Annotated in this window: 20 protein-coding genes and 2 tRNA genes; 16 read left to right on the forward strand and 6 right to left on the reverse strand. The window is 72.3% G+C overall.

Translation table 11 applies throughout. From position 1 onward, the window contains the following. Window positions 1–62 precede the first annotated feature (62 nt). Window positions 63–136, forward strand: a tRNA-Ala gene (locus VGP36_20840). Between the two features lie 77 nt (window positions 137–213). Here VGP36_20840 and VGP36_20845 read toward each other — a convergent pair. Next, window positions 214–522, reverse strand: a complete 309-nt coding sequence (locus VGP36_20845) for a hypothetical protein (GenBank protein HEV7657157.1) — start codon at window positions 520–522, stop codon at window positions 214–216. A 339-nt stretch (window positions 523–861) separates the two neighbouring features. Here VGP36_20845 and VGP36_20850 point away from each other — a divergent pair, with 339 nt between their 5' ends. After that, window positions 862–1887 (forward strand): NAD-dependent epimerase/dehydratase family protein, encoded by a 1026-nt coding sequence (locus VGP36_20850; GenBank protein HEV7657158.1) that lies wholly within the window; start codon window positions 862–864, stop codon window positions 1885–1887. On the opposite strand, the gene VGP36_20855 is transcribed toward VGP36_20850, so the two are convergent. Further along, window positions 1871–2284 (reverse strand): hypothetical protein, encoded by a 414-nt coding sequence (locus tag VGP36_20855; GenBank protein HEV7657159.1) that lies wholly within the window; start codon window positions 2282–2284, stop codon window positions 1871–1873. The genes VGP36_20850 and VGP36_20855 overlap by 17 nt on opposite strands. Then, window positions 2209–3168, reverse strand: coding sequence for a hypothetical protein (locus VGP36_20860; protein HEV7657160.1), 960 nt, complete (start codon window positions 3166–3168; stop codon window positions 2209–2211). Before VGP36_20860 ends, VGP36_20855 begins: the two co-directional genes overlap by 76 nt. A gap of 219 nt (window positions 3169–3387) precedes the next feature. On the opposite strand from VGP36_20860, the gene VGP36_20865 reads away from it, so the two are divergent. Together VGP36_20865 and VGP36_20870 are read left to right on the forward strand one after the other, a co-directional pair. Then, entirely contained in the window at window positions 3388–3846 is a 459-nt protein-coding gene (locus VGP36_20865; GenBank protein ID HEV7657161.1) for a helix-turn-helix transcriptional regulator, read from the forward strand. Next, window positions 3843–4241 carry a DUF3224 domain-containing protein gene (locus VGP36_20870; protein ID HEV7657162.1) on the forward strand — a complete coding sequence of 133 codons (399 nt, stop codon included), beginning with the start codon at window positions 3843–3845 and terminating at the stop codon, window positions 4239–4241. Before VGP36_20865 ends, VGP36_20870 begins: the two co-directional genes overlap by 4 nt. Here the strand turns inward: VGP36_20870 and VGP36_20875 are convergent. After that, window positions 4238–5734: a phospholipid carrier-dependent glycosyltransferase gene (locus VGP36_20875; GenBank protein HEV7657163.1), complete on the reverse strand. Its 1497-nt coding sequence runs from the start codon at window positions 5732–5734 to the stop codon at window positions 4238–4240. The two genes, VGP36_20870 and VGP36_20875, sit on opposite strands and share 4 nt — an antisense overlap. A 169-nt stretch (window positions 5735–5903) precedes the next feature. Here VGP36_20875 and rsmI point away from each other — a divergent pair, with 169 nt between their 5' ends. From rsmI to VGP36_20930, 11 genes are all read left to right on the forward strand, one after another. After that, on the forward strand, window positions 5904–6740 hold the full coding sequence (gene rsmI, locus VGP36_20880) for a 16S rRNA (cytidine(1402)-2'-O)-methyltransferase (GenBank protein ID HEV7657164.1): 837 nt from the start codon (window positions 5904–5906) through the stop codon (window positions 6738–6740). Window positions 6741–6769: 29 nt separating this feature from the next. Then, complete coding sequence (gene metG / locus VGP36_20885; GenBank protein HEV7657165.1) at window positions 6770–8578, forward strand: methionine--tRNA ligase; 1809 nt, start codon at window positions 6770–6772, stop codon at window positions 8576–8578. A 161-nt stretch (window positions 8579–8739) separates the two neighbouring features. Next, window positions 8740–9495 carry a TatD family hydrolase gene (locus tag VGP36_20890; GenBank protein HEV7657166.1) on the forward strand — a complete coding sequence of 252 codons (756 nt, stop codon included), beginning with the start codon at window positions 8740–8742 and terminating at the stop codon, window positions 9493–9495. Window positions 9496–9562: 67 nt separating this feature from the next. After that, window positions 9563–11392, forward strand: coding sequence for a ubiquitin-like domain-containing protein (locus tag VGP36_20895; GenBank protein ID HEV7657167.1), 1830 nt, complete (start codon window positions 9563–9565; stop codon window positions 11390–11392). An 18-nt stretch (window positions 11393–11410) separates the two neighbouring features. Further along, the gene (gene rsmA, locus VGP36_20900; protein HEV7657168.1) at window positions 11411–12301 is read left to right on the forward strand and encodes a 16S rRNA (adenine(1518)-N(6)/adenine(1519)-N(6))-dimethyltransferase RsmA; all 891 of its coding nucleotides are present in this window, start codon (window positions 11411–11413) and stop codon (window positions 12299–12301) included. Next, on the forward strand, window positions 12301–12645 hold the full coding sequence (locus VGP36_20905) for a YciI family protein (protein HEV7657169.1): 345 nt from the start codon (window positions 12301–12303) through the stop codon (window positions 12643–12645). Before rsmA ends, VGP36_20905 begins: the two co-directional genes overlap by 1 nt. Further along, a complete protein-coding gene (locus VGP36_20910; protein ID HEV7657170.1) occupies window positions 12642–13862 on the forward strand; it encodes a sigma-70 family RNA polymerase sigma factor in 1221 nt (406 codons plus the stop codon). The genes VGP36_20905 and VGP36_20910 overlap by 4 nt, the downstream gene beginning before the upstream one ends. Window positions 13863–13891: 29 nt before the next feature. Continuing rightward, on the forward strand, window positions 13892–14383 hold the full coding sequence (locus VGP36_20915) for a hypothetical protein (GenBank protein HEV7657171.1): 492 nt from the start codon (window positions 13892–13894) through the stop codon (window positions 14381–14383). 38 nt (window positions 14384–14421) lie between these two features. Further along, window positions 14422–15366, forward strand: coding sequence for a 4-(cytidine 5'-diphospho)-2-C-methyl-D-erythritol kinase (locus VGP36_20920; GenBank protein ID HEV7657172.1), 945 nt, complete (start codon window positions 14422–14424; stop codon window positions 15364–15366). After that, window positions 15363–17129, forward strand: coding sequence for an ABC-F family ATP-binding cassette domain-containing protein (locus tag VGP36_20925; protein HEV7657173.1), 1767 nt, complete (start codon window positions 15363–15365; stop codon window positions 17127–17129). Before VGP36_20920 ends, VGP36_20925 begins: the two co-directional genes overlap by 4 nt. A gap of 71 nt (window positions 17130–17200) precedes the next feature. Beyond that, entirely contained in the window at window positions 17201–17614 is a 414-nt protein-coding gene (locus tag VGP36_20930; GenBank protein ID HEV7657174.1) for a hypothetical protein, read from the forward strand. On the opposite strand, the gene VGP36_20935 is transcribed toward VGP36_20930, so the two are convergent. Both VGP36_20935 and VGP36_20940 read right to left on the reverse strand, forming a co-directional pair. After that, window positions 17611–18210, reverse strand: a complete 600-nt coding sequence (locus VGP36_20935; protein ID HEV7657175.1) for a TetR/AcrR family transcriptional regulator — start codon at window positions 18208–18210, stop codon at window positions 17611–17613. The two genes, VGP36_20930 and VGP36_20935, sit on opposite strands and share 4 nt — an antisense overlap. 93 nt (window positions 18211–18303) lie before the next feature. Further along, on the reverse strand, window positions 18304–19272 hold the full coding sequence (locus tag VGP36_20940) for an acyl-CoA desaturase (GenBank protein ID HEV7657176.1): 969 nt from the start codon (window positions 19270–19272) through the stop codon (window positions 18304–18306). 150 nt (window positions 19273–19422) lie between these two features. On the opposite strand from VGP36_20940, the gene VGP36_20945 reads away from it, so the two are divergent. Further along, window positions 19423–19495 (forward strand) — tRNA-Gln (locus VGP36_20945). Window positions 19496–19792: the final 297 nt, after the last annotated feature.

Consider the following 19792-nt stretch of genomic DNA (forward strand, 5'->3'; position numbering starts at 1 on the left):
GCCTACGACCGGCCCCGCGCGGTGAACGAGTAGCCGCCCTGCTGCTATCCTCTACGCGGCTTGGGGCTGTAGCGCAGTCCGGTAGCGCACCTCGTTCGCATCGAGGGGGTCAGGGGTTCGAATCCCCTCAGCTCCACCCAGTCAGAGGCGGTGTCGGGTCTCCCGGCGCCGCCTCTTTGCTGCTCGTACAGCAGTCAAGTACAGCACTACCCATCAGCTGTCCAAGCTCTCGGACAGCCGCCTCAGCGCCTCGCGGGTCTGGTGGGCGGGAGCCTGGCTGTAGATCTCCATCGTGACCTTGATCCGCGCGGGCCGGAGAATCTGCATGATCACCTGTGGGTGCACGTCGAGGTCGACGAGCAGGGTTGCGCACGTGCGGCGCGCGTCAGCACGCTGATGTCCCGGGACATGGGTAGCGGCAGGGTCGGCTTCCGAGGCCTCGGTCTCCGGGTCCGGGTGGAGCAACTGGCCGGTACCGCAGCGCCACACCGCAGTCCGGTGCAGCGTGGGCTCGCTTGACATGCCGTGGTGGCGGCGGGAGGTCTACTCAGAGCAGCCGAACGCGTGGAAGCTCTACCTGGTCCTCGCTGGCCTGTTTCCCCGGAACTGCACTGTGGGATTTGGCCATCGGCCACCCGGTGCTCACGATCGGCGGTGCGGTGGTCGCCGCCGGGTGGGTGGGAGTCTCGGTCTATGCCTTCCGTGTCGCCCGCCGAGGACGGTCCGGGCCGACCCGCGGGCACCTCGACAGCTAGAACGACCGACGCCGCGGCCGCTTGAATGGAGTCGGCGAGGTCGACGGCCGTTAGTGGCATCTCGGAGGTGGCACGGAGCCGTACGAGCCCGTGGGAGGCTGGCTGAGTGACTCGTCTTCTCGTCCTCGGCGGCACTGCTTTCGTGGGTCGAGCGGTGGTCGAAGACGCCCTGTTACGCGGCTGGACGGTGACAACCTTCAACCGTGGGAGGACAGGACCCGATCTACCTGGTGTCATCACGGTCCGAGGAGACCGGACCTCTTCCGCCGACGTGGACCGGCTCAGCCGAGAAGGGCCATGGGACGCGGTCGTTGATACCTCTGGATACGTGCCCGTCAACGTGCTCGACGTCGCCCGCCGCCTCGCTCCGACGACCGATAGGTACGTTTTCCTGTCGACGGTCAGCGCCTATGCCGGCTGGCCCACCGTTCCACTGGATGAGTGCTCCCCGGCTTTGGTGTGCCCGCCCGACGCAGGGCCCGACTACGGCGAGGATCATGAGGACGGCCCCACTCGGTACGGCTACCAGAAGGCCGGGTGCGAAGCCGCGGTCCGCGAGGTTTTCGGGGATATCCGGACCACGGTTCTACGACCTGGAGTCATTCTCGGACCGCACGAGTACGTGGGCCGTCTACCGTGGTGGTTACGGCGTATTGCCACTGGCGGTCGAGTCATCGCACCAGGTTCGCCAGATCGATCCATCCAGCCGATCGACGTACGCGACGTAGCGAACTTTGCGATTCGCTGCGTTATCGAGAACATCGGCGGCTTGTTCAACGTCACCGCACCAATCGGCCGGGACTCGTTCGGAGCGCTCCTGAGGTCCTGCCGGCAGATCGCGCAGTCGACAGCAGAACTTGTATGGGTACCCGACAGTGATCTGCTCGCGGCCGGCGTCCGCCAGTGGAGTGAGATGCCGTTGTGGCGTGTAGCTGCCGGTGTCTGGCAGGTCGATTCGTCGGCCGCAGTCCGTGTCGGGCTCGTAGCCCGCTCCCAGGCGGACACGGTCACCGACACGTGGACGTGGATGCGCACCACCGTTCCCAGCAAGGAGCCCGATCGGGCCGGCGAGACCGGCCTCGACGCCGCGGCCGAGCTGCGCTTGCTGGAGACGTTCACGCGGACGAGCTGAGCGCCGGCAGCGGTACGGCTCTGGCGAGCCAGTCGTTCGCCTCCTCGTGGAGTCGTCTCGCGGCTGGTTCGTTGCGCCAACGGGTCGTGGCGAGCTGATCCCGTGCGCGGGCGAGCCGACTCGATACGGCGACACTGGTTGGGCTGGCTCCCGGAGCCAGTACCGCTTCGAGCACAGCGCCGGCCGCGTCCAGATCACCTTTCAGGAGCAGGGCGGAGGTCAGGTCGAGACGGGCACCTGCCGCCAGCCCGGCTCCGGTCAGGCCGGACTCGTTGAGAGGTCGGCTGATGTACGCCTCCGCCCGGGTGCCGTCGCCGACCGTCAGCCATGCCGCGCCGGCGCAAGCCGCGGCCCGACCTTCGTCGAAGCGGAACTCGCCGCGGATCTCGTCGTGCAACTCGTCGTGACCGCCAACGGTCGCAGCCAGTGTTTCGGCTGTCCGTAGGGATTCCGCGACTTCCTCGACGTTGCCGCCCACCGCATGTGTTCGTGCGGCGATGTAGTGGAGTCGCATTTCCGGACTGCCGGCCGGGGCGACCGCCAGTCCGTGGCCGACTGCGTCGAGAGAGCACCGGCGACATCGCGGCTCCAGAAGGCCACCGTGGCGCGCAGGCCGTACGCCCAGGCGGTGAGAGAGGCGTGTCCGGCGAGGTCGGCGTACTCGGTCGAGCACCGAGCCAGGATCGCCGCTGCGTCCCACCGGCCGAGATCGAATGCGGTTGATCCCATCAGAGCCGTTGCCTGGCCGAGCACGGTGTAGAGGTCGGCCAGGTGCCGTGGCCGATGAGTGGTCTGCACCAGGCGCAGCGTGACGGCCCGCAGGTCGCGCGCGGTGGCGAACGCCTGGACGGAGGGCATGTCGTTGTACGAGCGGGCCAGCAGGACGATCCGTTCCTGCAGATGCGAGATTGCGCCTGTCCCGAGCTCGCCGCTCCTCGCCAGCACGTCCGTCGAGCATTCTTCCGCCGCAGCCAGCAGTCCGCTGACCGCCGCCAGCCCGATTGCGCCCTGCCGGTCAGCCGTGGAGGTCTCCGACAGGCCGATTTCTGAGAGCGTCACGGTTCGATCGAGCTTCGCGCTCAGCACCGCAGCAATGAACTGCGTTGTCCTCGCGCGCGGATGGGTGCCCTCGCACCAGCGGCTCACCGCGGTGTGATCGCATCTCACGGGGTGACTGGCGCGCACCGATTCCTCACGAACCGCCCGCGCGAGCGCCTTGTACGACAGCCCCGCACTTGTCATGACCTGCAAGAGCCGGTCGTTCGACCTCGTCTCCTTCACCGGTCGACCTTCCCCAGGCGGACGGCGCGGGCCGGCGCCCTCTTCGAGAGCCCGGCTCGCGTCATGGCCTCGTGGAGTCGGTCGCTGAACCGTCTCTCGGTCACGGGACCCTCTTTCGCGCCAGCAGGGAGCGCATTCCGCATCCCTGGAGTGCTCAAGTGCGCCCCCGTTTGCGCCCTGCTCTGCATATCACTGTAGCGGCAAGATACTTCGCAAGTAGTGCTGATCGGTTACGAAACGCCGCTCGTCGGAAGGAGTGTCGTGTCCACTCACACCGACCGGTTGCCTCGCATCCGCGGTCTCCGGATCGAACGCGGCTGGACCCAGCGGGAGCTGGCCGAGCGGATGATCTTGCGGTCGGACGATCCACAGGTCGCGGTCGTCGCCGACGTGATCTCCAAGTGGGAGCGCGGCGAGAAGGGGGTCAGCGCGCGCTATCGCGCCCTTCTCGCTGCCGTTCTCGGCGTCAGCACCGACGAGCTCGGGCTGCCCGGCCTGGCGCGCGGGCAGAAGAAGCCCGCCGTGCCGCCCGGGGAACCCGCCGCTGATCAGCTCCGCGCCGCGGCCAGCGCGCTCAGGGTGGCGCTCGATCATGTCGAGCGAGCGGCGGCCCTCCAGGACCGGGCGTCGGAAATCTGCAAGAGGGCGGACGGGGAGATCGATAGCGTCGGGGGGTGACGGAGACGATGACGAGTGGGACGGTCAACTTCGAGATTCTCGGGTGGGACGAGACTTGGACCGGGGAGCTCGCCGAAGGTTGGGTGCTGGCGAGGGCGACCGTGCGGAAGCGGATGACCGGGGCGATCGAGGGGACCTCGGTGGCCGAGGTGAGTACGACCGGGCAGGGGACCGGCCGGGCGTACTCGGCGTTGGAGCGGGTCGAGGGGGCGGTCGGCGGGCCGACCGGATCGTTCCTGCTGCAGCACGGCGGGGCCGGGGACGAGACCGGGCAGGAGGCGTTCGGGCACATCGTGCCGGGGACCGGGACCGGTGAGCTGGTCGGCCTGCGCGGGACCGCCGTGTTCGCCCACGACGACGAGGGCGCGCGGATCACGCTGAGCTGGATCCTCTAGATCCAGCTGGGGAACCAGATCCGGGAGCGCCATTCCTGGTAGGTGATGAGCTGCCCGGACAGGATCGGCCACAGCCAGGCCGAGTTCACCACGACCAGCGCGACGTACGCGCAGACCGCGACCAGGCCGATCGTGCGCCGCTGCTCGCCGGCGCCGGCCGAGCCGAGCACGGCGCCGAGGATCAGCGTCACGCCGATGACCAGGAACGGCACCAGCGGGGTCATGTAGAACAGGAACATCGTCCGGCCCGGCACCGAGAACCAGGTCACCCAGCCGGCGAAGAACGCCATCAGGATCGTCCAGCCGCGCCAGTCCCGGCGGACCAGCGCGATCCAGCCGGCCCAGAGCACCGCCGGCACGAACATCCACCACAGCGCCGGCGTCCCGACATCGAGCACCGTCCGGACGCACTGGGACGCGCCGCAGCCGGTCGGGGCCGGGTTGCTCGGGTAGTAGAAGAGCACCGGCCGCCCGGTCACCAGCCAGCCCCAGGGCGAGGACTGGTACGTGTGCGGCGTGGACAGTCCCTCGTGGAAGTGCCACATCTCGGAGTGGTAGCGCAGCAGCGACCGCAGCGGTCCCGGCAGGAACGAGCCGTAGCCGGAGTTGTGGTCGGCCCAGTGCCGGTCGTACGAGTTCTCCCCGAGAAACCAGCCCGACCAGGTCAGCAGGTACGCGATCGTCGGCGCCACGACGTACGAGCCGACGGCGCCGGGGAGGTCACGGGCGGCGGTGACGATCCAGGGCCGGGGTACGCCGGCCGCGCGCCGGGCGCCGAGGTCCCAGAGCACCGACAGGACCGCGAAACCGGCCAGGAAGTAGACGCCGCTCCACTTCACCCCGCAGGACAGCCCGAGCAGGACGCCGCCGGCCAGCCGCCACGGCCGGAAGCCGACCCGGGCGCCGACGGCGGAGAGAACCCGGTCCCGGTCCACGATCAGGCAGGCGAACCCGGCCAGCACGAACAACGCCAGGTAGATGTCCAGCAGCGCGAACCGGCTCTGGACGATCGAGAGCCCGTCGGCGGCCAGCAGGATGCCGGCGACGCTGCCGAGCAGCGTCGAGCGGGTCATCCGCCGTACGACCCGGACCAGGATCAGCACGCAGAGGGTGCCGGCGATCGCCGACGGCACCCGCCAGCCGACCGAGTTGTCCCCGAAGACCGAGATCCCGGCCGCCACCAGCCACTTCCCGAGCGGCGGGTGGACCACGAACATGTAGCCCGGGTTGTTCTCGAAGCCCCCGTTGCGCAGGATCTCGCCACCCTCGGTGGCGTAGTAGACCTCGTCGAACTGCTTCGCCTGCGGGAACCCGATCCCCCACAGCCGGACCAGCGCGGCGATCAGCGTGATCAGCCCGGTCGCGACCCAGGACAACGCCTCGTCGGCCGGCATCGGCCGGCGCTCCGTCGGGCGGACCCGGCCCCGGTGCCGTCGCGGCGGCTCGTCCGCGCCCGAGGCGTCCGGCGGGGCTGCCTCGAGCGTCAGAGCCATGCTGGGATGGTAAGCGGCAGGAGTGCGCGCCGGGAGCGGAGGCCGGGCGCGGCGGCGTCTGGACCGGAGCGCCGCCGGCCGCGACTGCGTTCATGCGGGGGCGCGGAGGGAAGACGCCGCCCGAAGCGCTCGGCCGGGAGTGAACAAAGGTGCACAGTACTCTCGGCGCGTGGAAGGCGGGACGCTCGTGCTGGCCGGGGCCCCGTTGGGTGACCCGGCCGACGCCAGCCCGCGGCTGCGGGACGCCCTGGAGAAGGCGGACGTGATCGCGGCCGAGGACACCCGGCGGCTCTTCCGGCTCGCCTCCGACCTGGGCCTTCGCGTTCCGGGGCGGGTGGTCCGGCACGACGACGCCACCGAGGAGGCCGGTACGCCCGGCCTGGTCGAGGAGCTCCGCGCCGGCCGTACGGTCCTGCTGGTCACCGACGGCGGCATGCCCAGCGTCTCCGACCCCGGCTACCGGCTGGTGTCCGCCGCCGTCGCCGCCGGGATCCCGGTCACCGCGGTGCCGGGGCCGTCCGCGGTCACCACCGCGCTGGCACTGTCCGGCCTGCCGAGCGACCGGTTCTGCTTCGAGGGCTTCCTGCCCCGCAAGCCCGGGGAGCGGCGCCGGGCGCTGACCGAGCTGCGGGACGAACGCCGGACGCTGGTCCTCTTCGAGGCCCCGCACCGGCTGGCCGCGACGCTGGCCGACGCCGCCGAGATCCTCGGCCCGGACCGGCCCGCGGCGGCCTGCCGGGAGATGACCAAGACGTACGAGGAAGTGCGCCGGGGGCCACTGCAGGAGCTCGCGAAGTGGGCCGGTGAGGGCGTACGGGGCGAGATCACGCTGGTGATCGGCGGTGCGCCGCGGGCGATCGTGGACGCCGACCCGCTCGTGTTGGCCGGTGCGGTCGCCGCCCGGGAGCAGGCCGGCACCGACCGCAAGGCCGCGATCGCCGAGGTCGCGAAGGAGACGGGCCTGCCCAAGCGGGTCGTGTACGCCGCAGTGGTGGCGGCGCGTTAAGGCGCGCACGGCTTCACTACGCTGGGTCCATGCCCGATCGACACATCCTCACCTCGGTGGCCTGGCCGTACGCCAGCGGTCCCCGGCACATCGGCCACGCCGCCGCGTACGTGCCCTCGGACGTCTTCAGCCGCTATCACCGGATGTCGGGCGACAAGGTCCTGATGGTCTCCGGGACCGACGAGCACGGCACCCCGATCCTGGTCGCGGCGGACAAGGAGGGCGCCTCCACCCGGGAGCTCGCCGACCGCTACAACCGGCTGATCTGCGAGGACTTCAGCTCGCTCGGCCTGTCCTACGACCTGTTCACCCGGACCACGACGCGCACCCACTACGAGGTGGTGCAGGAGCTCTTCACCGGCCTGCTCGCCAACGGCTACGTCTTCCCGCAGATCACGCTGGGCGCGATCTCGCCGTCCACCGGCCGGACCCTGCCCGACCGCTACATCGAGGGCACCTGCCCGATCTGCGGGTACGACGCCGCCCGCGGCGACCAGTGCGACAACTGCGGCAACCAGCTCGACGCGACCGACCTGATCAACCCGCACTCGCGGATCAACGGGGAGACCCCGAAGTTCGTCGAGTCCGAGCACTACTTCCTGGATCTGCCGGCGTTCGCCGAGGTGCTCGGCACCTACCTGCAGTCCCGGGACAACTGGCGTCCGAACGTGGTGAAGTTCTCGCTCAACCTGCTCGACGACCTCAAGCCCCGAGCGATCACCCGCGACCTGGACTGGGGCGTCCCGGTGCCGCTGGACGGCTGGCGGGACCGGCCGGACAAGAAGCTCTACGTCTGGTTCGACGCGGTCGTCGGCTACCTGTCGGCGTCGATCGAGTGGGCGAAGCGCACCGGCGACCCGGACGCCTGGCGGCCGTTCTGGCAGGCCGACGAGCGCAGCTACTACTTCATGGGCAAGGACAACATCGTCTTCCACACCGAGATCTGGCCGGCGATGCTGTTCGGCTACTCCGGGATCGGCGCCCGCGGCGGGCAGCCGGGCTCGCTCGGCGCGCTGGACCGGCCGTACGAGGTGGTCTCCAGCGAGTTCCTGACCATGGAGGGCAAGCAGTTCTCGTCCTCCCGCGGCGTGATCATCGGGCTGCGCGACGTGCTGTCCCGGTACGACGCCGACGCGCTGCGCTACTACCTCTCGGTCGCCGGGCCGGAGACCCAGGACACCGACTTCACCTGGACCGAGTTCCGCCGCCGCAACAACGACGAGCTGGCCGACAGCTGGGGCAACCTGGTGAACCGGTCGATCTCGCTGGCCGCCCGCAACTTCGGCGAGATCCCGGCCGCGGGCGCGCTGACCGACGCCGACGCGGCCATGCTGGCCTCGGCCAAGGACGCCTTCGGCACGGTCGGCGACCTCATCGCGCGGTCCCGGCAGAAGGCGGCGATCGCCGACGCGATGCGCGTAGTCGGCGACGCCAACCGCTACATCTCCGACCAGGCGCCCTGGAAGCTGGCCAAGGGTGACGCGGCGGACAAGGAGCGGATGGGCACGATCCTCAACGTCGCGCTGCAGGTGGTGGACGACTGCAAGACGCTGCTCACGCCGTTCCTGCCGACGTCGTCGGACGCCGTGCACCGGGCGCTGGGGAACACCGCGGCGCCGGGGGAGTGGGCGCCGATGCCGGAGGTGGTCGAGGTCGACGAGCCGACCGCGATCGGCTCGCCGTCGTACCCGGTGATCACCGGGGACTACACCGGCGGCGGGCACTGGGAGTCCACGCCGCTGCCGGTCGGCCGGCCGCTGGCCCCGCCGACGCCGCTGTTCAAGAAGCTCGACGAGTCCATTGTGGACGAAGAGCTGGCTCGGCTCGCTCCCCCATGAGCGGACGGTCGGGCGCGGCGGCGTCTGGACCGGAGCGCCCGCCGGCCCCGGGCGCACATTCGCCCCGGGGGCGCGGAGGGAAGACGCCGGCTGGGGCGCCCGACCGGGAGCGAGCTAAGGCGACACAACCTCCACCGTTGCCGGAAGCGCTTCCGGCGACGGTGTTCGACAGTCATTGCCACCTCGACGCCATGGGTGTCGATGTCGGACGGTCGCTTGTGGACGCTGCCGCGGTCGGGGTGACCCGGGTGGTGACGGTCGGGGACACGCTGGCCTCGTCGCAGTGGTGCGCGGACACCGCGGCCGCCCACCCGCAGGTGGTCGCCGCGGTGGCCGTGCACCCCAACGAGGTCGGCGACATCGACGAGTCCACGTGGGACGGTCTGGCCGAGCTCGCGACAAGGCCTGAGGTGCGGGCGATCGGCGAGACCGGGCTGGACTACTACTGGGGCCGGGTGCCGGAACCCGTGCAGCAGGAAGCGTTCCGGCGGCATATCGCGCTGGCCAAGGAGCACGACAAGGCGCTGGTGATCCATGACCGGGACGCGCACGCCGACGTGCTGCGGGTGCTGGCCGAGGAGGGCGCGCCCGAGCGCACGGTGTTCCACTGCTTCTCCGGCGACGCGGAGATGGCCCGCGAGTGCGTCCGGGCCGGGTACGTGCTGTCGTTCGCCGGCACGGTGACGTTCAAGAACGCGCCCGCGCTGCGGGAGGCGGCCGCGGTGACCCCGCTGGAGCAGCTGCTGGTCGAGACGGACGCGCCGTTCCTGACCCCGGTGCCGTACCGGGGGCGGCCGAACGCGCCCTACCTGATTCCTCTCACCGTACGCGTTCTCGCGGACGTGAAGAGTGTCCACATCGAACAGCTGTGCGAGAAAGTAACCCACACGGGCCAACGAATCTTCGGTATCTGGTAGTCGATGCGCTACAAAGCGTGATGCAACTTGGCTCAACCGCCTACGCCGGTTACTGTCCCGTCCTCATATGGACGGCAACAGTAGCGAGCGCGGCCGCCACCGGCACCGCGCCCACACCGAGAAGCCGCCCACTGTGGAGAATCCACAGTGGACCGCCCCGTCGGCTGACCGTCCGCAGTGGACGCCGCCGCAGCAGGCCACCGAGTCCTGGTTCGAGAAGCGGGACGAGCCCGACGGTGACCGCTGGCGGCAGGCCGCCGCGGACAACGCCTCCCGCTGGCGTCCGGTCTCCGACCTGACCGACACGGCCTGGGGCGTCGACGGGGCCTGGCACGACCCGGCCGCACAATGGAACGTCGCCGCCGGCGACGCCGGCCCGACGCCGACCCAGGCTGCGCCGCCCGCGGCGCCGCCGAGGCAGCCGAGCGCGCCGACCCGGTCGGCTTCGCCGACCCAGGCTGCGCCGCTCCCGGCCGCGCCGAGGCAGTCGGCTGCGCCGGCCCGGCCGGCAGCGCCGAGGCAGCCGGGCGCGCCGAGCACGAACGGTCCGGCCGCGCCCGAGCAGCGCGGCGCCCCGCTGGAGAGCCCGTTCGACACCGCCAACGGCTGGCGCGGCACGGACTGGGCCGGCTGGAACGGCGACACCTGGGCGTCCGGCGAGCCGACCGACGCGGCCTGGCGTGACTCGGTGGACGAGCCCGCGGCCGCGGTCGGCCTGCTGGAGCGCCCGCCGGCCGCGGACGCGCCCCCGGCCCGCACGCACGTCGTCCGGCACCCGCTGCGACTGGGCCTGTTCGCGTTGGTCCTGTTCGGGCTGGTGGCCGGCAGCGTCGCCTGGATGTCGATGGACAAGTCGGTCCAGCTGTCCGTGGACGGCCAGGCCCGCTCGATCAAGACGTACGCGTCGACGGTCGGCGGTGTGCTCGACGACCAGAAGATCACCGTCGGTCAGCACGACACGCTGGCCCCGAGCCGGGAGACCAAGGTCTCCGACGGCGCCGAGATCGTGCTGCGCCGCGGCCGCCTGGTCACGCTGACCGTGGACGGCAAGCCGCGCGCGGTCTGGACGACCGCGACCACCGTGCAGGAGGCGCTGGAGCAGGTCGGCTATCGGCAGAACGGGCTGTTCGTCTCGGCCAACCGCTCGACCCGGCTGCCGCTGGAGGGCTACCAGCTCACCCTGCGTACGCCGAAGACCGTGACGTTCCTGGCCGACGGCAAGAAGTACACGGTCACCACGACCGTGCCGACCGTGGGCGAGGCGATGGACGCGGCCGGGGTCTCCGTCGACGGCGACGACCGGGTCTCCCAGCTCGCCGGCACCTCGATCGTGGCCGGCATGACGGTCACCGTGACCCGGGTGAAGACGACCTCGACGACGACCCAGACCGTCATCGAGTACAAGAGCGTGGAGAAGACCGACCCGAAGGCCGCACCGGGCTCCCGCACGGTGAAGACCAAGGGCGTCAACGGGCTGCAGCAGGTCACCCACGTCCTGACGTACGTCAACGGCAAGCTGACCAGCAACAAGGTCGCCAAGGTCACCGTGGTCAAGAAGCCGGTCGACGAGGTGGTCGTGGTCGGGCCGGAGCCGCCGGAGGGGGCGTCCCCGCCGCCGGGTGGCTCGACGCAGCCGGCCGAGTGCGCCGACTTCCCGACCAGCGGCGGGCTGAACTGGTGCGGGCTGGCCAAGTGCGAGTCGGGGCTGAACCCGTCGGCGTACAACCCGGCCGGGCCGTACTACGGGCTCTACCAGTTCGACCAGCAGACCTGGACGGCGAACGGCGGCTCGGGCTCGCCCAGCGGCAAGTCGATCGCCGAGCAGACCGCCGTGGCGTACTCGCTCTACCAAGCCAGAGGCGCGTCACCCTGGCCGGTCTGCGGGAAGAACCTCTAGGCAGGGCAGGATGGGCCGGTGGCCGGGGACCGAGCGGGTGATGGGCTGCTCGGTCCGGCCGAGGTCCGGGCGCTGGCGGCCGGGCTCGGCATCACGCCGACCAAGTCGCTCGGGCAGAACTTCCTGCACGACCCGAACACGATCCGCCGGATCGTCCGGACGGCCGAGCTGGGGCCGGACGACGTCGCGCTGGAGGTCGGGCCGGGGCTCGGTTCGCTGACCCTCGGGCTGCTCGGCGCGGCCGGGCACGTGATCGCGGTGGAGATCGACCCGGTGCTGGCCGCGGCGCTGCCGGGCACGGTCGCCCGGCGGCGGCCGGACCTGACCGACCGGCTGACCGTGCTGGCCGCGGACGCGCTCGCGCTCGGTCCGCTGGTGCCGGCGCCGACCGCGCTGGTGGCGAACCTGCCGTACAACGTCGCGGTGCCGGTGGTACTGCACCTGCTCGAGGTGCTGCCCTCGCTCCGGACCGGGCTGGTCATGGTGCAGGCCGAGGTCGCGGAGCGACTGGCCGCGAAGCCCGGCTCCCGGATCTACGGCGTGCCGTCGGTCAAGGCGGCCTGGTACGCGGAGGTACGGAAAGCCGGGTCGATCCCGCGCTCGGTGTTCTGGCCGGTGCCGAACGTCGACTCCCTGCTGGTCGCGCTCACCCGCCGGGAGTCGCCGACCGGGGCGCGCCGGGAGGACACGTTCGCGGTCATCGACGCCGCGTTCGCGCAGCGGCGCAAGACGCTGCGGGCGGCGCTGGCGCGCTGGGCCGGGTCGGCGGCGGCCGCGGAGACTCTGCTGCGGGCGGCCGGGGTGGACCCGGGGCTGCGGGGCGAGGCGCTGGACGTCACCGCGTACGCGCGGATCGCGGCTGTCCGGGCGGCCGCCGGTCCCGCGTCGGTAGGGCGGGAGGAGGCGTGATGGCCACGTACATGCTGTTGCTGTATTCCGAGGACGCCGGCGAGGAGGAACGGGCCCGGCGCTGGGCCGAGCTGCCGGAGTGGGACGCGCTGACCGAGGAGCTCCGGGCGACCGCGGTCTGGATCGCGAACGCCGCGCTGCACCCGATCGAGTCGGCCAGCACCGTCCGGGTCCGGGACGGGGAGGCGGCCGTGACCGACGGGCCGTTCGCGGTGACCAAGGAGGTGCTGGCCGGGTATTACCTGGTCGAGTGCGCCGATCTGGACGAGGCGCTGGCGGTCGCGGCGCGGATGCCGATGGCGCGGTACGGGTCGGTCGAGGTCCGACCCGTCGTGGAGCTGTGACCGGGCCGGTCGAGCGGGCGTTCCGGGACGACTGGGCCACCGTCCTGGCCACGCTGATCGGCTGGACCGGCGACGTGCAGTTGGCCGAGGAGGCGACCCAGGACGCGTTCGTCGCCGCGGTCGCCGCCTGGCCCCGCGACGGCGTCCCGGACAACCCGGCGGCGTGGCTCACGACCGCGGCCAAGCGGCGGGCCATCGACCGGCTGCGGCGCACCCGCTCGCAGGCCGATCGGGCCGAGCGGCTGGCCGCGCTGGCCCGCCTGGACGAGCAGGAGCACCCGGTGCCGCCGGCGGACACCTCGATCGGCGACGACCGGCTGCGGCTGGTCTTCACCTGCTGCCACCCGGCGCTCGATCCGGCGGCCCGGGTCGCGCTGACCCTGCGCACGCTCGGCGGCCTGAGCACCGCCGAGATCGCCCGCGCGTTCCTGGTCACCGAGCCGGCCATGGCCAAGCGGCTCACCCGGGCCAAGCGGAAGATCGCGCTCGCCCGCATCCCGTACCGGGTGCCGCCGGACGCGGAACTGCCGGCCCGGCTGCGCGGCGTGCTGCAGGTCGTCTACGTGATCTTCACCGAGGGGTACGCCGCGGCGGCCGGCGAGCAGCTCGTCCGCGACCCGCTCTGCGACGAGGCGATCCGGCTCGGCCGGCTGCTGGCCGAGCTGATGCCGGACGAGTCCGAGGTGCACGCGCTGCTGGCGCTGATGCTGCTGCAGGACACCCGGCGGGCCGCCCGGCTCGACGCGGGCCGGTACGTCCCGCTCGACGAGCAGGACCGGTCCCGCTGGGACCGCGCGAAGGCGGCCGCGGGACTGGCCGCGCTGCGCCGCGCCACCCGCACCGGGGCGTACCAGGTGCAGGTGGCGATCGCGGCGCTGGAGCTGCAGGACCCCGTCGAATGGGACCGGGTCGCCGACCTGTACGGGGCGCTGGCCCGGATCGCGTCGTCGCCGGTGGTCGAGGTGCAGCGGGCCGCCGCGACCGGCCTCGCGTACGGCCCGGAGCACGGGCTGGAGCTGCTCGCGCCGCTGCTGGCCGAGGAGGGACTGGCCCGCTACCAGCCGCTGCACGCCACCCACGCCGAGCTGCTGCGCCGGGCCGGTCGCCCGGCGGGTGCCGCGTACGAGACCGCGATCGCGCTGACGGCCAACGAGGTGGAGAAGGCGGAGCTGCGCCGGCGGGCTGTCCTGGCGGGCGGTCCGTCCGCGTCGTCCTGACGAACGGTCTCCTACCGAGAGGACGGACGATGGGTGTGATCGTGAGCAGCCTGGCCACCGCGGACGGGCTGCGGGACGACCCGATGACGTGGATCGGCGACTTCTTCGACGCCGACGCGGTCGACGGGTCGGTCGCGCAGCTGAAGTCGGTGGACGCGTTCCTGATGGGCCGCGGCTCGTACGACTACTTCGCGCCGGCCTGGTCCGGCGGCGGCGACCCGTACACCGATGCGCTGGCCGCGCTGCCGAAGTACGTCTACTCCACGACGCTGGAGCACACCGACTGGCCGAACACGACGATCGTGTCCACCGACGCGGTCGAGCACGTCCGCTCGCTCGGCGGCTCCAGCATGCTCTACGGCTTCGGCCGGCTGGCGCAGTCGCTGCTCGCCGCCGGGCTGGTCGAGCGGGTCGAGTTCGGCGTGCACCCGGTCGTGCTGCGCCCGGCCCGCACGCTGCTGCGCCTCGGCGAGGTCGAGCGCCGCGACAACGGCGCCCTCGTCCTGCGCTACACGACCTGACCCGGGTCGGCAGCCGGGCCGCGCACTACTCTGCTGGCGTGTCCTCGACCCGTCTGCTCGGCGTCCCCGAGCCGGTCACCGTACGGGTCCCGGCGAAGGTCAACCTGCACCTGGCGGCAGGCCCGGCCCGCGACGACGGGTACCACGACCTGGTCACGGTCTTCCACGCCGTCTCGCTCTACGACGAGGTCACCGCGACCCCGGCCCGCGACCTCTCGATCGGGATCAGCGGCGAGGGCGCGGGCGACCTGCCGCTGAACGCGGACAACCTGGTGTGGCAGGCCGCGGTGCTGCTGGCCGAGCGGGCCGGGGTGCAGCCGGCCGTCCGGCTGGACGTGGCCAAGGGGATCCCGGTCGCGGGCGGGCTGGCCGGCGGCAGCGGCGACGCGGCCGGCACGCTGGTCGCCTGCGACGCGCTCTGGGGCACCGGCATGGAGCGGGCCGAGCTGCTGGAGCTGGCCGCCGACCTCGGCAGCGACGTCGCGTTCTCGCTGACCGGCGGCACCGCGCTCGGCACCGGCCGGGGCGAGCGGCTCACCCCGGTGCTGGCCACCGGCCGCTGGCACTGGGTGCTCGCGGTCGCCGGCGACGGCCTGTCCACCCCGCGCGTCTACGGCGAGCTGGACCGGCTCCGTACGGAGACGGAGCAGCCGGCCGCGGGCGAGCCGGACCGGCTGATCAACGCTCTGCGTACGCACGACCCGACCGCGCTCGGCGGGCTGCTGGCCAACGACCTGCAGGCGCCGGCGCTGGCGCTGCGGCCGGAGCTGCGGCGCACGCTGCGGGTCGGGGTCGACCTCGGCGCGCTCGGCGGGATCGTCTCCGGGTCCGGGCCGACCTGCGCGTTCCTGTCCCGGTCCCGGGAGGCCGCGGTCCGGCTGGCGGCGGCGCTGGCCGGGGCGGGCGTCTGCCGTACGGTCCGGGTCGCGTACGGCCCGGTCCCCGGCGCCCGGATCGTCGCGGACGAGGAGGGCACCCCGTGACCGGGGCGGTGCCGCTGGTCTCGCTGGAGGGTGTCGGCAAGGCGTACGCGACGACCGTGGTCCTCGACGGCGTCTCGCTCGGGGTCGGTGCCGGCGAGCGGATCGGCGTGGTCGGCGTCAACGGCGGCGGCAAGTCCACCCTGCTGCGCCTCCTCACCGGTCAGGAGGAGCCCGACAGCGGCCGGGTCGCGATGGCCGGCAGCCTGCGGATCGGGTACGTCGACCAGCGCACCGACCCGGCCGGCGGCACCGTCCGGGACGCCGTGCTGGCCGGCTACGGCGAGGTGCACGAGTGGGCCGGCGACGCCGCCGTCCGCGAGGTGCTGGCCGGACTGGGGCTGCCCCGCATCGGCCTGGACAGCCTGACCGAGCGGCTGTCCGGCGGCGAGCGGCGCCGGGTCGCGCTGGCCGCCGCCCTGGTCGCCCGGGCCGACCTGCTCGTGCTGGACGAGCCGACCAACCACCTCGACGTCGAGGGCGTGGCCTGGCTGGCCGGGCACCTCACGGCGCGGCGGGAGGGGCTGGTCGTGGTCACCCACGACCGCTGGTTCCTCGACGAGGTCAGCGAGCAGACCTGGGAGGTCGGCGACGCGACCGTCCGCCGCTACGAGGGCGGCTACTCCGCGTACGTGCTGGCCCGGGCGGAGCGGTCCCGGCAGGCGGCCGCGTCCGAGGCCCGCCGGCAGAACCTGCTGCGCAAGGAGCTGGCCTGGCTGCGCCGCGGGCCGCCGGCCCGGACCAGCAAGCCGAAGTTCCGCATCGACGCCGCCCAGGCGCTGATCGCGGACGAGCCGCCGCCGCGGGACTCGACCCGGCTGCAGGCCTTCGCCACCCGCCGCCTCGGCAAGAGCGTCTACGACGTCGAGGACGTCACCCTCAAGCTCGGCGACCGGACCCTGCTCGACGGCGTGACCTGGCGGCTCGGGCCGGGCGACCGGGTCGCGATCGTCGGCGTGAACGGGGCCGGCAAGACCACCCTGCTGCGCCTGCTGCTCGGTCAGCAGCAGCCGGACGCGGGGGCGGTCAAGGTCGGGCAGACCGTACGGCCCGGGTACCTGTCCCAGGACGTGGCCGAGCTGCCGCCGGAGATCCGGCTGCTGGAGGCGGTCGAGGAGATCGCCCGCAGCGTGAACCTCGGCGGGGTCGACCTGACCGCGTCCCAGCTGGCCGAGCGGTTCGGCTTCGGCGCGTCCCGGCAGTGGACCCCGGTCAGCGACCTGTCCGGCGGGGAGCGGCGCCGGCTGCAGCTGCTGCGGCTGCTCATGGCCGAGCCGAACGTGCTGCTGCTGGACGAGCCGACCAACGACCTGGACACCGACACGCTGGCCGCGCTGGAGGACCTGCTCGACTCCTGGGCCGGCACGCTGATCGTGGTCAGCCACGACCGGTACCTGGTCGAGCGGGTCTGCGACTCGATCGTCGCGCTGCTCGGCGACGGCCGGCTGGCCGCGCTGCCGGGCGGGATCGAGGACTACCTGGCCCGGCGCCGGGCCGACCGGGAGGCCGAGGCCGGGCCGGTGTCGCGGCGCGCCGGCGGGGACACCCGGGCCGACGCCAAGGCCGCCCGCCGGGAGCTGAGCCGGCTCGAGCGCCGGATCGCCACGCTGGACAAGCAGCAGGCCCGGCTGCTGGAGGAGCTGGCCGAGCACGCCACCGACCACGTGAAGGTGACCGAGCTCGACGGCCGGCTGCGGGCGCTCGCGGCCGAGAAGGACACGGCCGAGGCCGCCTGGCTCGAGCTCGCCGAGACCGCCGAGGGCTGATCGCCGACCCGGTGACGCCTCCGCGTACGGACTGGGTACGGTCTGTCCGGATCACGGATGGAGGCCCCGCGATGGCGATGCTCGGTCTGAAGACCCTGCCGGTGAACCATCGCCTGCACCCGATCTACCGGATCCTCGGTGTGCTGGTCGGGTTGCTGCTGGTCGCTCTCGGTATCGTCGGGTTCCTCGTGTCCGGCAACTTCCTCGGCATCCCGACCAGCGCCGCGTTCTGCGGGATCTGCCTGGTGGCCGGGGCGATCTACATCGCCGCGGCGGGGCAGGGACGCAACGCGGCGGCCGAGGCCAATGCGTACACCGGGGCCGTGCTGATCCTGCTCGGCCTGGTCGGCATGCTGACCATGCACAACGCCGGCTCGAACTTCCTCGACGTCACGATGGCGGACCTGGTCGTCTGGTTCGTGGCCGGGATGACCGGCCTCGCCGCCGGCTTCTACGGCCGCGTCGGTCCGGTCCCGGCGCACTAACGTTCGCGGGTCACGAGGGCCGGCTTGGTCTTGAGCTCGGACAACCCGTACCAGGCCAGGTTGACCAGGTGGGCGGCGACCTCGTCGCGCTTGGGCTTGCGGGCCTCCAGCCACCACTGGCCGGTCAGCGCGACCATGCCGACCAGGGCCTGCGAGTAGAGCCCGGCCAGCTTCGGGTCGAAGCCGCGGTCCTTGAACTCGCCGGCCAGCAGGTATTCGACCTGGCTGGCGATGTCGTTGAGCAGGCTGGAGAACGTGCCGCTGGTGCTGGCGACGGGGGAGTCCCGGACCATGATCCGGAACCCGTCGGTCTCCTTCTCGATGTACGTCAGCAGCGCCAGCGCCGCCTGCTCCAGCAGCTCGCGCGGGCTGCCGGCGGTCAGCGCGCCGGTGAAGACGCTGAGCATGCGCTCCATCTCGCGGTCGATGACGACCGCGTAGAGGCCTTCCTTGCCGCCGAAGTGCTCGTACACGATGGGCTTGCTGACGCCGGCCCGGTTCGCGATCTCCTCGGTGGAGGTGCCGTCGAACCCCTTCTCGGCGAACAGGGAGCGGCCGACATCGAGGAGCTGCTCGCGGCGCTCCTTGCCGCTCATCCGGACCCTCGGCCGGCCCCTGTCCGGGTCAGTCACCGGGCCAGCCTAGGGCGTGCCGCCGGCGCCCGGCGGCACGCCCCTGGCACCCGCGGATCAGGCCGGGACGTTTTCGGGGGCCCGCTCGACCGCGGTGACCCGCCGGCTGGCGATCCGCTCGGGCGTCGGCCACTTCACGTCGCGCACCCAGCCGACCTTCTCGAAGAACCAGATGAGCCGGGCGGAGATGTCGATCTGCCCGCGCAGCACGCCGTGCCGGGCCATCGACGGGTCGGCGTGGTGGGAGTTGTGCCAGGACTCGCCGAAGCTCAGGATCGCCAGCGGCCAGAAGTTCGCCGACTTGTCCCGGGCCACGAACGGCCGCTCGCCGATCGCGTGGCAGATCGAGTTGATCGACCAGGTCACGTGGTGCAGCAGGCCGATGCGGACGAGCGAGGCCCAGAAGAACGCGGACAGCGCGCCGGACCAGGACATCGTGATCAGGCCGCCGAGCAGGGCCGGCAGGCCGAAGCTGATCAGCACCAGCACCGGGAAGAACTTCTCGATGCGGACGATCGCCTTGTCCGCCAGCAGGTCCGGGGTGAACCGCTCCTGGTTGGTGTGCTCGACGTCGAACAGCCAGCCGACGTGGGCGAACCAGAGGCCCTTCAGCAGCGCCGGCACGGTCTCGCCGTAGCGCCAGGGCGAGTGCGGGTCGCCCTCCTTGTCGCTGAACGCGTGGTGCCGGCGGTGGTCGGCGACCCAGCGGATCACGCCGCCCTCGACCGACAGCGACCCGGCCACCGCGAGGGTGAGCCGCAGCCAGCGCTGGGCCTTGAAGCCGCCGTGGGTGAAGTAGCGGTGGAAGCCGACCGTCACCCCCAGCCCGGAGACCAGGTAGAAGCCGACCGCGAGGCCGACGTCGAGCCAGCTGATGCCCCAGCCCCAGGCGACCGCGATCGCGCCCACCAGGGCCAGGAACGGGAGAGTCACGATGACGTAGAGCAGGGTCTGTTCGACCATGCCTTTGCTCTCGTCGGTCATCGGCTTGGGGCCACGGGGCGGGGCGCTGACGGCTGTCGGCATGGGTCCTCCCGGTAAGGATGCGGGGGCGGGGCCGCTCGGTGCCTGGCTACGCCACCGTAACCTACGGATCCGTAACTTGCGACCGTGCATTGTGGTAGTTCCCGTTACGAGCGGGGCTCACTCGTCCTCTGGACTACTCTCGGCACACCGTGGGGGATGGGGTAATCGGCAGCCCGCCGGCCTTTGGAGCCGTGCAGTCTCGGTTCGAGTCCGAGTCCCCCAGCTCCCTAGGCGACGCTTGCCCGTGGAAAGCGCGGGCCTTGGGGAGCTGTCCATGCTTGCCGCGGGGGCGACCCCCGCGAGCCCCGCGTTCCGGCGGCCGCCGGTCGGGCGGTGGTTCCGCCCGGCCTCGCCTGTCGGCCTCGCCTGTCGGCCTCGGTTGCTCGCCTGTCGGCCTCGCCTGTCGGTCTCGGTTGCTCGGCTGTCGGCCTTGCTGTCGGTCTCGGCGGCTGGCCCCGGTCGTGGGGGTGGGGAGCTGGGGTTGTCCCGGCGGGTGGGGGAGTGGGGGCACGGTTACGCT

The organism is Mycobacteriales bacterium, assembly GCA_035995165.1.
Classification (GTDB): Bacteria; Actinomycetota; Actinomycetes; order Mycobacteriales; family CADCTP01; genus CADCTP01.

Coding starts and splice junctions, on each gene's coding strand:
- VGP36_20845 (HEV7657157.1), bottom strand. CDS start 522: ATGTCAAGCGAGCCCACGCTGCACCGGACTGCGGTGTGGCGCTGCGGT.
- VGP36_20875 (HEV7657163.1), bottom strand. CDS start 5,734: ATGGCTCTGACGCTCGAGGCAGCCCCGCCGGACGCCTCGGGCGCGGAC.
- metG (HEV7657165.1), top strand. CDS start 6,770: ATGCCCGATCGACACATCCTCACCTCGGTGGCCTGGCCGTACGCCAGC.
- VGP36_20895 (HEV7657167.1), top strand. CDS start 9,563: ATGGACGGCAACAGTAGCGAGCGCGGCCGCCACCGGCACCGCGCCCAC.
- VGP36_20905 (HEV7657169.1), top strand. CDS start 12,301: ATGGCCACGTACATGCTGTTGCTGTATTCCGAGGACGCCGGCGAGGAG.
- VGP36_20915 (HEV7657171.1), top strand. CDS start 13,892: ATGGGTGTGATCGTGAGCAGCCTGGCCACCGCGGACGGGCTGCGGGAC.
- VGP36_20930 (HEV7657174.1), top strand. CDS start 17,201: ATGGCGATGCTCGGTCTGAAGACCCTGCCGGTGAACCATCGCCTGCAC.
- VGP36_20935 (HEV7657175.1), bottom strand. CDS start 18,210: ATGAGCGGCAAGGAGCGCCGCGAGCAGCTCCTCGATGTCGGCCGCTCC.
- VGP36_20940 (HEV7657176.1), bottom strand. CDS start 19,272: ATGCCGACAGCCGTCAGCGCCCCGCCCCGTGGCCCCAAGCCGATGACC.